Below are 12,513 nucleotides of genomic sequence, written 5' to 3' on the forward strand. Positions count from 1 at the left end.
CGGAGGTGATTTTCTGTTGTCCGGTGGTGAACGGCGCGCGGACTCAGTGCACGCAATCGTTGTGCGCGGGCGGGCTGTAGGTGGTCGCGCCGCAGGCGAGGCAGGAGTGCATGCGGTGGTGGCCACCGATGCGCCGACACGGCATCACGGTGACGATCGACCGCCCGGCGCCCAGGCGGTGCCCGTTCGGGCAGAACCGGGGCGCCGGTTCTGTCCACACGCCGGTGCGCACATAAGGGCGCACAGATTCGCACATGTGTTCGATTATGGACCGTCGGTGCCGAGCGCGCTCATCGGGGGCAACCTTCTGGCACCGCGGAGGTCCGGTCGCACCCGCGCGGAACTTCACCCACGACTTGCTCGTGCTTCGGTCGTCGAGCCGGGTGAACCTACCGCGTGGTGAGGCGGGCCTGGATGGCGGCGACGAAGGCGGTGGGGTCGGGGTGGGGGCCCGGGCCCAGGTTGAAGTGGCTGTGGTCGGACCAGGAGCCGAGCATGGTGGCGTCGGGCTGGAGTGCGGCGCGTTCGAGGGTGAAGTAGCGGACCTGGTCGGCGTCCTCGGGCAGGACGACGGCGACGAAGTGGGCTTCGGTGGGGGCGGCGGGTTCCGGGAGCTGCACGAGGAGCAGGCGGAAGCCGTCGGCCTCGATGCGGCGGCCCGTGACGCTGTCGCTGGGTAGCCGGTCTTCGGGCGCCAGGTTCTCGCCGACGTTGTCCCACAGGAACTTCAGCACGTCGGTGTAGCCGGCGGGCGGCTCCTCGGTGACCATCTGCGGGCCGATACGCTGCGCCAGTTCCGGCAGTACGCGATGCGCGAACTGATAGTGGTGATTTCTGGGTTCCGCCACGGTGATTCCCTCCCGGACCGAACGGGAATTCCCCGCCCGCGCCGCCACCCTACTCGCCCGGTCCGACACCGTGGTGCGGGTCGATCAGGCCCGGATGAACAGGCGCAGCGCTTCGTCGACGACGGCGTCGCGGGTGCGCCCGTCCGGATCGGCGTCCGGGCGCAGCCAGATCGAGGCGTGGTTGAGGATGCCGTGCAGGCAGTGCAGCGCCACCGACGGATCGGGACAGTCGAACTCGCCCGCCGCGATCCCGCGATCGACGACCTCGCGGAAGATCCGGTCGTGGCGCCGCCGCATGGTCTTGATCGACTCGGTGTGCTCGGTCGGCCACGGCGCCGGGAACGAGAACAGCGTGCCCACTTCGGGATACAGCACCGTCAGCACCCGCAACTGGGCCGCGACGAGCGCGCGCAGCTGGTCGGTGGCCGACCGGTCGGCCGCCATGTCCAAGGCTTCGCCGAGGTGGGTCAGCACGTCGCCGGTCAGTTTCTCCAGCGCCGCCGAGACCAGCGCGTCTTTGCTCGGGAAGTAGTGGTAGAGCGTGGCTTTCGCGATGTCGGAGCGTTCGGCGACATCTTCGAACCGCATCCCCTGGTAGCCGCTGCTCACCAGGATCTGCAGCGCGGCGTCGATCATCTCCGCCTTGCGGCGATCGCGGCGTCTGGCCGCGCGCCCGGCGGGCGCGACGCTCTCGTCCGCCATCGAAGTCATCGGCCGATCATATCCGGGCCCGACCATCGCTCGCGCCGTGAAGTCGACCACGAAGATGGTGGTTCGACTTGTGGGATGAAAACTCGACCCGTAGGTTGATTTTTGTGACGGAGACGAGCGCAACCAGCTACTTCCAGCGCGTGGGCGAACACCGATTCGTGCCCACCGTCCACGCGGGCGGTGCCTGGGCCGACGACGAGCAGCACTTCAGCCCGCTCGGGGGCCTGATCGTCCACGAGATCCAGCGCAGCCGCGGCGAAAACGCCCTGGTCATGAGCCGGATCAGTTTCGACATCCTCGGCCGCATCGGCTTCGAGGAATTCGAGATCGAGGTGCGGACCCTGCGTCCGGGCCGGACGATCGAACTGGTCGAAGCCACGGTCGTCATCGCGGGCCGCAGTGTCGTCAGCGCCAGGGCCTGGCTGCTGAGCGCCCAGGACACCGACAGCGTCGCCGGCGGTGAGCCCGACCGGCTGCCTGCGCCCGAGACCTTGGAGTCGTGGCAGCTCAGCTCGCTGTGGTCCGGCGGCTACATCGCCTCGATCGACACCCGTCCCGTCAGCCGTCCGGAGCCGGGACGCACCGCCGCCTGGATCCACTCGGCCCTTGATCTGGTGGCCGGTGAACCCACCGATGCGCTGGCCTCGTTCGTCGCGTTGGTCGACACCGCCAACGGCATCGCGGTCCGGCAGGAACCCACCAAGTGGATGTTCCCCAACGTGGACCTGACGATCCACCTGTACCGGCGGCCCGAGGGCGAGTGGACCGGCCTCGACACCTCTGTCACCTTCGGCCGGTCCGGCCAGGGCCTGACCAGCACCGTGCTGCACGACGTCAACGGTCCGGTCGGCGTCGCCGAGCAGATCCTCACCGTCCGCCCGCAACCGCACCAGCGGCCCCCGGATCTCGGGGCTGGACGCCGGACCGGCGAACGGCGATAGTCCATCCGTGCAATGGGGTGCGATGGTGGCGCGGGTGCTGACCGGTGTGGCGCTGGTCCTGGGTATGACGGCGCCGGCCTCGGCCGACCCGCTGACGGTCCCGTTCACCTGGACCCAGGACTACCTCACCGCGCCCGACGGCACCCGCCTGCACGCCGACATCCTGCGCCCGGCCGGCCTCCCCGACGACGCGCGCACCCCGGTCCTGCTGACCGCGAGCCCCTATCGCGCGCACCTGGCCTACCTCACCCAGCCACGTCCCGAAGGCGGCCCGTCGACCGACAACCTGCCGGTCGAGTGGGCGCTGCGCGCCGGATACACCTATGTGATCGTGGACCTGCGCGGTTTCGGCGGCTCCAACGGCTGCCCCGACTTCGGCGGCCCGGGGGAGCAGTCCGACGTGGTCACCGCGGTCGAGTGGGCGGCGAGCAGACCGTGGTCGACGGGCCGGGTCGGCGTGGTCGGCACCTCCTACGAGGGCTGGACCGGCATGCTCGCGCTGGCCGCGAAACCGAAGGGCCTGGCCGCCGTGGCCGCGTTCGAACCGGTCGTCGACCCGTATTCCTACCTGTACATGCAGGGCATCTCGTGGAAGTTCGGCGGTAAACCGCTCACCGAGGACGGCCTGCGTCCCGCCGATCTCGCGGGCCCGGAACACCTGGCCATCGCGCACACCCCCGGCCGCTGGGACGACTCACCCGAATATCAGGCCAACGCCGTCCAGATGACGCAGGCCTGCCTCGACGGCTATCTCGCCCTCACCACCGACCACGACGCCGCCAACCCCGGCTGGCGCGACCGCGACATCGTCGAAGACCTGCGCGGCAACACCACTCCGCTGTTCCTCGGCCAGAGTTTCCTCGACTCCAACACCCGCGCCGACCGTGTCCTCGACGCCTGGCAGGCGATGGGCCCCGGCGAACATCGCGCCTGGTTCGGTCAGTGGGGTCACTCCGACTGCCGCAGCCGATGCGGCACACCGCATTTCACCGACGAACTGGCCGCGTTCCTGGACCGGCACGTGGCAGGTACCGGTGTGGAGGTGCCGGGTCCGCCGGTCACCGTGGGTCAGTTCGACGGCGGCTGGCGTGGCGAAAACGTCTGGCCCCCGGCCGATTCCCAGCGCGTGCCGGTCGACCTGCGCACCGGCACCTTCACCGATCGCGGCCTGCTGCCCGGCCCCGACCGTGAGATCTGGTCCGTCTCGGCGCCGGTGACCGCGCCCCTGCATCTGGCAGGCCGTTCCACGGCGACCCTGTCCCTGTCCGGACCGCCGGAAGCCACCGTGGCGCTCGAGCTCTACGACATCGCGCCCGACGGTCGCGCCACCGTCCTGTCGCGTGGCATCGCGCCGGTCCGCCCGCAGGCCGAGATCCGCCTGCTCTGGCAGGACGCGCGCCTGGCCACCGGGCACCGCCTGGGCATCCGCATCACCGATGTCGTCGACGACGTGTGGTCGCACGCCCCGGCCAACGCCGCCGTCACCGTGCGCGCGGCGCGCCTCGAACTCCCGCTGCTCACCACGGCCAGGGACACGAATCTGCCCGGCGGCGTACCGATCTGGCACGCGCGGTGGCGCACCGAGGAAACCGTCCAGCTCGACCACGGATTGCTCGACGATCCGGCGCGCGCGGTCGAGCTGCGCAATCCGGTCGGCTGACCCTCAGCGACGCAGCAGCGCCGCGGCCTGCCCGCACATCCGCTCGACGATCGCCGCGGCGGGCTCGATGTGTCTGATCAGGCCCACCCCTTGGCCCGCGTCGACCGGCGCGATGGTCACATCGTCGTCGGCCATGGCCGCGCGCAGCCGGTCGGGGCCGGGCCGCGATTCGTCGAGCTCGGGTCGCGACCACGGATCGGTGAAATCGTTGCGCAGCACCCGCGCCGGGTAGATCGGCGGCCACGGCAGGTCGAGGACTTCGTCGAACGACGTGGTCAGCACGGTGTGTGTGGAGTCGGCGGCGAGCATCGCCCGGCGCGCGTTCTCCGGCAGCAACGATTCCTCCGCCGCGGCCAGGGAGGTCCCCAGCCAGGCTCCGGACGCGCCGGCCGCCAGCACCGCGGCCAGTGTGCGTCCCGACCCGATACCACCCGCCGCCAGCACCGGCACGTTCGCGATGTCGAGCACCGCGTCGAGCAGCGGCAGCAGTGCGAGCCGGTCCGCGCCGTGCCCACCGCCTTCGCTACCCCGGGCCACGATCACATCGATGCCCGCGTCCTGCGCCCGATGCGCACCCGGCACGTCGTACACCTGGGTGACCGCGAGAATCCCGGCCTCCCGCACCAGTGGCACCCAGGAGAAATCGGTGCCGAAACTGATCGACAGCAGCCGCGGCCGGGCCGCGATCGCCGTTTCGAGCAGCCCCGCCTCGCGCTGTCGCACCCAGTCGACGAGGCCGATCCCCGGCACCGTGCCGTCGGCGGCGGCCAGTTCGCGCTCCAGCGCGGCCACCGAGCCGGCACTGCCCATCCCGATCATGCCCAGCCCGCCCGCCGCGGTCACCGCCGCCGCGAGCCGGCCACCGGCGGCGCCGCCCATCGGCGCGTTCACCACCGGGACGCGCAGACCGAGCGAACGTGACCAGGGCGTCGCCAGGATGTCGAGCTCCGGGGTGGTGGTCATGGGCGCGGCACCTCTCGTCGTGGCTGGGGCTCATCCATCATGCCAAGTCGGTCCGGCTCCCGTCGTGCCCTCGCTCGCGTATGTTCGTCAGCAGTGTCGCGACGACGAACCGGGGGTTCGGATGACGATCAGGGACAAGGTCGAACAGCTGGTCACCGAGCCACCCGTGGTGTTCGGCGAGCCGGTGGAGACCGCCGACGGCGCCACGGTGATCACCGTCGCGCGCGGTGGCGGATTCGGCAGGCCACCGCGCCCGGTCGGGGTGTTCGTGATCCACGCGGGTCGCGCGCACTGGACCCCGGCGATGGACAGCAACCGCATCGCGCAACTGGGGGAATGGATAGGGTTGCTCACCGGTGTGATCGCGGCGCTGGCGCTGCTGCGCCGCCCGCCGTGGCCGGATCTGCGCTGGCACCACTGATTCCGTGCAGTGCCAGCGCCTCGAACCGCCGCCAGGCCTTCTCGGGCGGGGTCGGGGATGCTCGGTCGATCACGGTGCCGAGGCTGCCCAGCAGCGCCCATGACAGGAACGGCACCGCCTCGGCGGACTGATCGGGAAGCAGTTCACCGACTAGGTCGGTGACCGCCTGCCGATAGCTGTGCAGCACCGTCGTCGACGCTTTCGGCCCGATCAGCGGCAGATACACCTCCGGGTAGCGCGCGGCGAGCTGGAACATCACCCGCAGCGGCGCGAGCGGTGATCCCGGCGCGGCGGTCCGGGTGATCTCGCTGCGGAGGAAATCGGTGCAGCTCACCAGGAGCAGGTCGTCCTTGTCGCGATAGTGCGCGTAGAAGGTGGACCGCCCGACATCGGCCCGCTCGATGACATCGCTGACGGTCACCCGGTCGTAGCCGCGCTCGATCATCAGCTCGATGAGGGCGCGGTGCAGGTTGTCCCTGGTCCGGCGGACCCGGCGATCGGTGTGCTCGGCCATCGTTCCTCCACGGGACGGATTCCCCCGATCTGTCCGGAAACGGACAGTTCCGGCGATTCTGGTCCTGGTCGGGGGCGTTGTCGGCGTCCGACCATGGACCCATGTCAAGGAATCAGCTTCTCACTCCCATGTTCGTCGACGACGGCGACACCGGCCTCGTCATGACCGGGCTGCGCCGCTACAACCTGTTCACCGCGGTGTTCTTCCTCGGCAGGCAGCGCACACTGCTCGCCGAATTCGTGGCGCGCGCCGGGATCACGCCGGGCCGTCGCACGCTCGATATCGGGTGTGGTCCGGGCAAACTCGTCCGCGCTTCGGGCGACGCGGCCGGTCCGTCGGGACTCGCCACCGGCGTCGACCCGTCCGAGGTGGCCGTCGCCGACAACCGCCGCCGTGATCGCGCGGGCCGGTACCGCTACGAGCGGGGTCCAGCCCAGGAACTCCCGTTCGGCGATGCCGAATTCGACGTTGTCACCTGCACTTTCGTCATGCACCACATCCCGGAGCGGCATCGCTCCGCCGCGCTCGCCGAGATGGCGAGGGTGCTGCGTCCCGGCGGCACGCTGCTGCTGGCCGATGCCTCGCCCAGCCCGCGGATGCGGCGGGTTTTCGCCCGCTTCCAGGACGGTGACCCGTTCGCCGCCGTCGACATCCGGCGCTATCGCGATCAGCTCGAGGCACTCGGCTTCACCGACCCGGTCTACACCCAGAGCCGGTATCAGACCGGCATCCTCACGGCGGTGAAGCCGGCCACCTGATCGGACCGCACCTGTCGGTGCCCTCGGCTAGGGTCGAGCTCGACACGATCAGTCGAGCACGGGGGTGCGGCATGGCCATCGATCAGCGGGAATCCGAAGCCCGGGAGTTCGCGCTCGCCGCGCACGGCGACCAGCGCTACGGCGACCATCCCTACAGTTACCATCTCGCCGCGGTACGCCGGGTCCTCGACGACTTCGGCTACGACGGCGAGCTGGGGACCGCCGCCTGGCTGCACGACGTCGTCGAGGACACCCCGATCACCGCCGACGAGGTCGAATCCCGTTTCGGCCGTGCGGTTCTCGACCTCGTGTGGGCGGTGACCGGCGTCGGCCCCGACCGCAAGGCCCGCAATCTCGACGCCTACACCAAGATCGCCGCCCATCCGCCCGCCGTCATCCTGAAACTGGCCGACCGCACCGCCAATGCCGAGGCCAGCCCCTCCGGCAGCAGCTGGATGGGCATGTACCGCACCGAACACCCGACGTTCAAGTCCCACCTCGGTGCGCTTCTGGAAGGCGATCCGACCGTCGCCCGCATGTGGGAACGGCTCGAGCGTGCTCTCGACCTGTCGGTGGCGCCGCCGACAGATCACTGGGTCGAGATCGACCGCCTCGTCGCGGCGGGAGACCACACACAGGCGATCGCCGCGGTCCAGGCCGCCTTCGAGTGCAGTCCCGGCGAGGCGGAACTGATTCTCGCCGAACGCTCTTGATGCTGCGGACTCGGCCCCGCGGCCTGGCGTGGTGGCATCGTCGTCACGCAGTGCCTTTCGCTCGACGGGAACATGCTCCTCGCTGACCTACGACGTTGGTCTCTAATACCTGGACCGCCTACAGCGGGTACCCACCCCGCCCCGTCGCGCGGTCAGCTGCCGAAGCCGGGGTAGTTCTGGACCGCCTGTTCGCCGGGAACGACGCGGGCCGCGTCCAACGCGCGCAGCTCAGCGGCGACCGCGGCCGCCAAGACCTCGTCGAGCTGGTCGCGCCCGGACGTGCCACCACCGCCCGGTCCGCCGTCATCGGTGACGATGCGGCGGGCCGACAGGTGCACCGCATCGACGCCGATCCGATGTAGGGCCGCGATGTCGTCCACGGTGACGCCGCCGCCGGCCATGATCTGGATGCGACCTGCCGCGTGTCGGACCAGGGCGGCCAGCTCGTCCATGCCGTCGGCGCACCGCCGTGCGCCGCCCGAGGTGAGGACCCGGGTGATCCCGTGCGAGATCAGTTCGTCCAAAGCCGCTGCCCGATCATCGATGCGATCGATGGCCCGATGAAAGGTGAGTTCGATGTCGTCGACCGGAACTCCGTCGAGCACGCGCCCCAGCACCTCGGTGTCGACCTGCCCATCCGGGGTCAGCGCGCCGAGTACGAGGCCGGCAGCCCCGGCCGCGACAGCAGCCATAGCGTCGGCGTTCAGCACCGCGACCTCGTCCGCGTCGTACACGAAACCGCCTGCCCGGCAGCGGATCAGCACGTGCACCGGAATCCCGGTGGCCACCACCGCGGACAGAGTCCCGATGCTCGGGGTCAGTCCACCGGTGCCGCCCAGCGCCGCACACAGCTCCACCCGGTCCGCGCCGACCCGGCGGGCGGCCAGCGCACCCGCCACATCCTGCACCGCGAACTCGAGCGCGGTCATCTCAGAACGACTGCCAGGCAGGCTTGTTCGCCAGTGCGTACTTGTAATAGTCGGCCAGCTTCAGCTTGCTCGCCGCCGCCTCGTCGCTCACCACGGTGACGTGCCGATGCCACTGCATGACCGAGGCGGGGCAGAACGCCGAGAGCGGTCCCTCCGCCGCCGCGGCGATGGCATCGGCCTTGCCCGCCCCCAGCGCGATCATCACCAGGTGCCCGGCTTCGCCGATGGTGCCGAGCCCCTGGGTCAACACGTGATGCGGCACATCGTCCGGGCCGTCGAAGAAACGGGCATTGTCCTTGCGGGTCTGCTCGGTCAGCGTCTTCACCCTGGTCCGCGAGGTGAGCGCCGAGCCCGGCTCGTTGAATCCGATGTGGCCGTCGGTGCCGATCCCGAGCAGTTGCACGTCGACCCCACCCGCCGCGGCGATGGCGGCGTCGTAGCGCCTGCCCTCGCCGCCGATGTCACCCGCCTCGCCGTTCGGGCTCAGCACCCGCGCCGGATCGAGGTTCACGTGGTCGACGAATTCGGCGCGGATCACCGAGAAGTACGACTGCGGATGCTCTTTCGGCAACCCCACATACTCGTCGAGCAGGAACGCGCTCGCCGTCGAGAAGTCGATCTCCCCGGCTCGGCAGCGACGCGCCAGTTCCTGGTAGCTGCCCAGCGGCGACGACCCGGTGGCGAGCCCCAGGATCGCGTTGCCGCGCGCCACATAGCCGCCGACGATATCGGCGACGGTGGTGGCCACCTCGTGTTCGTCCGCCCGGATCACGATTTCCATCAGGTTCCTTCCGTTCCGGCGACGAGCACCCGCCGCGGCTGCAATGACTGGTCGGTGACGAGCAGGTCGGCCCGCGCCCCGACGGACAGCGTGCCGCGATCGGCGAGCCCGAGCACCCGGGCCGGCGTGCGGGTCGCGGCGGTGACGGCGTCGACGAGCGGAACCTTCGCGTCCCGCACTGTCCGGCCGCACCACATCGAGCAGGCGAGCGGTGCCGCCCGCGATCGCGCCCGGTACACCGTCGGTGGTGGCGAGCCGGGCGACACCCTCGCGCACCCGCACGTCCAGCGCGCCGAGCTGATAGTCACCGTCGCCCAGCCCGGCGGCCGCCATCGCGTCCGACACCAACGCGACCTGGTCCGGCCCGACCGTGTCGAACACCATCGCGACGGTCTCGGGCGCCAGATGCACACCGTCCGCGATCAATTCGACCACCATGTCCCCGCGTCCGGCGGCCGCGAGGCACGCGGCGACCGGCCCGGGGGAGCGGTGATGCAGCCCCGGCATCCCGTTGAACAGATGCGTCGCGGTGATCGGCCCGCCGATCGCGTCGGCGATGCGCGCAGCCGTGGTCGCCGCGTCGGCATCGGTGTGCCCGAGACTCGGCACAACCCCGTGCCGGCGCATGGCAGCGAGCAGTTCCGCGAAGTGCGCGGTCTCGGGCGCCAATGTCATCGACCGCACCGTGCCGCGTGCGGCTGCACAGATCCGCTCGAACAACGCGGGATCGCCCGGGATGATCGCTGCCGGATCCTGCGCACCACACCGCGTCGCATTGAGGAAAGGCCCCTCGAGATGGATTCCGAGCAACTGCCCGTCGGCCACGAGATCGGCGAGGATTCCCGCCTGCCGGATCAGCACGTCCGGCCGCGCCGACACCAAACTCCCGAGCAACCCGGTACTGCCCTGCCCCCGATGCTCGGCGGCCGCCACTCGACCCCCACCGGCATCGGCATTGGGAAATCCGAACCCGCCCCCACCATGGCAGTGCAGGTCGATCAGCCCCGGCACCACCAGATCATCACCAGGGATCGGAAGCTCTTCAGCGGCAGGATATTCGGAGGCTCCTCCCACCCACGTAATGACCCCATCCGCGTATTCGATTACCCCGTCCGCGATTTCGCCGCTGTCCGCCCCGACCAGTCGCCCCCGCACTACGCCGGCAGCGCTCACCACTGCTTCCACTCCGCTGGATGGAGGCACCGGCTCGAGTCGAACAGGTCGACGAATCGCGCAGGCGCACGGTGTACCGCGTGATCGACAGCATCGTCGGTGTCAGAGGCCGAACTTGCCATCACCCGGCCGGCGGCCACCGACCGCACCCGACCTACCCGGACTCTTCTCCGATTCATGCCCGCCCGATGATCGCCGCGACCGCCTCACGCGCCAGCTGTGGATTCCGCGCCGCGCACGCCGCATCGGCCGCGTCCCGGCACTGCTCCACATCCACCGCCGACAACGCCGCCCGCACCGCGGGTAACGCGGGCACCGACATCGACAGACTCGTCACCCCGAGCCCCACCAGCACCGGCGCCAGCGCCGGATCCGACGCCGCCTCACCACACACCCCGACCGGCTTCCCTGCCGCCGACCCCGCCGCGCCGACCATGGCGATCAGATCGAGCACCGCGGGCTGCCACGGATCGAGCAGGTGCGCGAGCCCGCCGGCCATCCGGTCGACCGCGCACGTGTACTGGCTGAGATCGTTGGTGCCGATACTGACGAAATCGAGGTGGGTCAGCAGATCGTTGGCCCGTAGCGCCGCCGCCGGGATCTCGATCATCGCGCCGACGGTCCGCAACCCGGATTCCCGTGCGAGCGTGGCGAATCCGACCGCCTCGTCGGCGGTGGCGACCATCGGCGCCATCACCCACAGATCGGCACCGGTGGCTTCCTGGGCCCGCGCCAGCGCGGTGAGCTGGGTGGCCAGGGTATCCGGGAACACCGTCCCGATCCGCAGCCCGCGCACACCCAGCGCGGGATTCTCCTCGGTCCCCAGATCGAGGAACGGCAGCGGCTTGTCCGAGCCGGCGTCGAGGGTGCGCACCACCACTTTGCGCCCCGCGAACTGCTCGAGAACCGCGGTGTAGGAGGCGATCTGCTCGTCGAGACCGGGCGCGGACGCCTTCCCGAGATACATGAACTCGGTGCGGAACAGTCCGACACCCTCACTGTCCTCGGGCCCCGCCTTGGCCGCGTCGTCGACGGTTCCGATGTTCACCAGCAGTTGCACCGGTGTCCCGTCGGCGGTCCGACCGGGCCCGCTGGCCGCGGCGAGCCGCGCCGCGTCGGCGGCCGCTTGCTCGATCGCGGCCTGCTGACGCAGCGGACTCGGATCGATCACCACATCGCCGGTACCGCCGTCGAGCAGCACCGGCGCGTCCTCGACGAGCCGGTCGGTGTCGGGGCAGTTCACCACCGCGGGCAGCCCGAGCGACTTCGCCAGAATCGCGGTGTGACTGGTGGGCCCGCCCTCGGTGGTCAGCAGCCCGACCACATCGCTGTCGCCGAGCATGGCGGTATCGGCGGGTGCGAGATCCCGCGCGACCAGCACGAACGGATGTCCCGGCGCCGGAATACCCGGCATCGGTTCGCCCAGCAGCACCGCGACGGTGCGCCCGCCGATATCGCGCAGATCGGTCGCGCGTTCGGCCATGTACCCGCCGAGCGCCTCGAGTTTGGCGCAGAACCCCTCGAACGCCAGGTGCACCGCGTGCGCGGTCGGCATCCCGTCGCCGAGCTGCTGCTCGGTGGCGGCGACGATGCCCGGATCGCGGGCCATCGTCGCCGACATCGACAGGATCTCCGCCGCGACGCCACTCACGCGCGCCGCCCTGGCCTGCATCTCGTCGGCCACGCCGCCGAGCGCCTCTTTGACCCGCGCCAGCTCGTCCTCGACCGAGCCGCCCACCGGGTCCTGCGGGGAGGTCGCGAGCTGGGAGCCGAACCGCAGCCACGGCGCGCACACCACCCCGGGACTCACGCCGAGACCGCGGATCACGTGTTCGCCCATCAGGCGGCGTCCAGATCGGTGGCGATCAGCGCGGCCAGCTGGTCCAGCACCGCCTCGTCGTCGGCGTGGAGGGTCACCTCGGCGCCGTGTGCAGCGCCGAGCGTCATCACCGCGAGCACGCTCGCCGCGTCGACCGGTTCGCCGCCGCCCACCGAGATCCGCACGGGGACCCCGGTGGCCTGTACGGCCTGGGTGAATGTCGCGGCGGGCCGGGCGTGCAGCCCCACTTCGGATCCGACGACGACAGTGCGGGTGGTCATG

The 12,513-nt window shown here is 70.6% G+C and carries 14 protein-coding genes and 1 pseudogene; 5 read left to right on the top strand and 10 right to left on the bottom strand.

Features of this window, described 5'->3' with window-relative positions; genetic code table 11:
* Positions 1 to 43: 43 nt before the first annotated feature.
* The 3 genes from EL493_RS13025 to EL493_RS13035 form a co-directional block, all read right to left on the bottom strand.
* Positions 44 to 256, bottom strand: a complete 213-nt coding sequence (locus EL493_RS13025) for a hypothetical protein (protein WP_126405683.1) — start codon at positions 254 to 256, stop codon at positions 44 to 46.
* Positions 257 to 389: 133 nt separating this feature from the next.
* Positions 390 to 848, bottom strand: a complete 459-nt coding sequence (locus tag EL493_RS13030; RefSeq protein ID WP_022567277.1) for a hypothetical protein — start codon at positions 846 to 848, stop codon at positions 390 to 392.
* An 84-nt stretch (positions 849 to 932) separates the two neighbouring features.
* Positions 933 to 1,559: a TetR/AcrR family transcriptional regulator gene (locus tag EL493_RS13035; protein WP_022567278.1), complete on the bottom strand. Its 627-nt coding sequence runs from the start codon at positions 1,557 to 1,559 to the stop codon at positions 933 to 935.
* A gap of 104 nt (positions 1,560 to 1,663) precedes the next feature.
* Between EL493_RS13035 and EL493_RS13040 the strand changes: the two genes are divergently transcribed.
* Both EL493_RS13040 and EL493_RS13045 read left to right on the top strand, forming a co-directional pair.
* On the top strand, positions 1,664 to 2,500 hold the full coding sequence (locus tag EL493_RS13040; RefSeq protein ID WP_019046070.1) for a thioesterase family protein: 837 nt from the start codon (positions 1,664 to 1,666) through the stop codon (positions 2,498 to 2,500).
* A gap of 7 nt (positions 2,501 to 2,507) precedes the next feature.
* The gene (locus tag EL493_RS13045; RefSeq protein WP_022567279.1) at positions 2,508 to 4,160 is read left to right on the top strand and encodes a CocE/NonD family hydrolase; all 1,653 of its coding nucleotides are present in this window, start codon (positions 2,508 to 2,510) and stop codon (positions 4,158 to 4,160) included.
* A gap of 3 nt (positions 4,161 to 4,163) precedes the next feature.
* Here the strand turns inward: EL493_RS13045 and EL493_RS13050 are convergent, their stop codons facing one another.
* On the bottom strand, positions 4,164 to 5,099 hold the full coding sequence (locus tag EL493_RS13050) for an NAD(P)H-dependent flavin oxidoreductase (RefSeq protein WP_030202711.1): 936 nt from the start codon (positions 5,097 to 5,099) through the stop codon (positions 4,164 to 4,166).
* A gap of 145 nt (positions 5,100 to 5,244) precedes the next feature.
* Here EL493_RS13050 and EL493_RS13055 point away from each other — a divergent pair, with 145 nt between their 5' ends.
* Positions 5,245 to 5,544, top strand: a complete 300-nt coding sequence (locus tag EL493_RS13055) for a hypothetical protein (protein ID WP_019050154.1) — start codon at positions 5,245 to 5,247, stop codon at positions 5,542 to 5,544.
* Here EL493_RS13055 and EL493_RS13060 read toward each other — a convergent pair.
* Positions 5,474 to 6,058 carry a TetR/AcrR family transcriptional regulator gene (locus EL493_RS13060; RefSeq protein ID WP_019050155.1) on the bottom strand — a complete coding sequence of 195 codons (585 nt, stop codon included), beginning with the start codon at positions 6,056 to 6,058 and terminating at the stop codon, positions 5,474 to 5,476. The genes EL493_RS13055 and EL493_RS13060 overlap by 71 nt on opposite strands.
* Before the next feature lie 101 nt (positions 6,059 to 6,159).
* Here EL493_RS13060 and EL493_RS13065 point away from each other — a divergent pair, with 101 nt between their 5' ends.
* Positions 6,160 to 6,816: a class I SAM-dependent methyltransferase gene (locus tag EL493_RS13065; RefSeq protein ID WP_126405685.1), complete on the top strand. Its 657-nt coding sequence runs from the start codon at positions 6,160 to 6,162 to the stop codon at positions 6,814 to 6,816.
* Positions 6,817 to 6,887: 71 nt separating this feature from the next.
* Positions 6,888 to 7,529, top strand: a complete 642-nt coding sequence (locus tag EL493_RS13070) for an HD domain-containing protein (RefSeq protein ID WP_019050157.1) — start codon at positions 6,888 to 6,890, stop codon at positions 7,527 to 7,529.
* Between the two features lie 152 nt (positions 7,530 to 7,681).
* Here EL493_RS13070 and EL493_RS13075 read toward each other — a convergent pair whose 3' ends face one another.
* From EL493_RS13075 to EL493_RS13095, 5 genes and pseudogenes are all read right to left on the bottom strand, one after another.
* Complete coding sequence (locus EL493_RS13075) at positions 7,682 to 8,458, bottom strand: copper homeostasis protein CutC (RefSeq protein WP_019050158.1); 777 nt, start codon at positions 8,456 to 8,458, stop codon at positions 7,682 to 7,684.
* A 1-nt stretch (position 8,459) separates the two neighbouring features.
* The gene (nagB, locus tag EL493_RS13080) at positions 8,460 to 9,239 is read right to left on the bottom strand and encodes a glucosamine-6-phosphate deaminase (protein ID WP_030202716.1); all 780 of its coding nucleotides are present in this window, start codon (positions 9,237 to 9,239) and stop codon (positions 8,460 to 8,462) included.
* Positions 9,239 to 10,415: pseudogene (locus tag EL493_RS13085) on the bottom strand (N-acetylglucosamine-6-phosphate deacetylase). The gene nagB and the pseudogene EL493_RS13085 overlap by 1 nt, the downstream one beginning before the upstream one ends.
* 172 nt (positions 10,416 to 10,587) lie before the next feature.
* On the bottom strand, positions 10,588 to 12,252 hold the full coding sequence (gene ptsP / locus EL493_RS13090) for a phosphoenolpyruvate--protein phosphotransferase (RefSeq protein ID WP_019050159.1): 1,665 nt from the start codon (positions 12,250 to 12,252) through the stop codon (positions 10,588 to 10,590).
* Entirely contained in the window at positions 12,252 to 12,512 is a 261-nt protein-coding gene (locus EL493_RS13095) for an HPr family phosphocarrier protein (RefSeq protein ID WP_019050160.1), read from the bottom strand. The genes ptsP and EL493_RS13095 overlap by 1 nt, the downstream gene beginning before the upstream one ends.
* Between the last annotated feature and the right edge of the window lies 1 nt (position 12,513).

This window comes from Nocardia asteroides (assembly GCF_900637185.1).
Lineage (GTDB): Bacteria > Actinomycetota > Actinomycetes > Mycobacteriales > Mycobacteriaceae > Nocardia > Nocardia asteroides.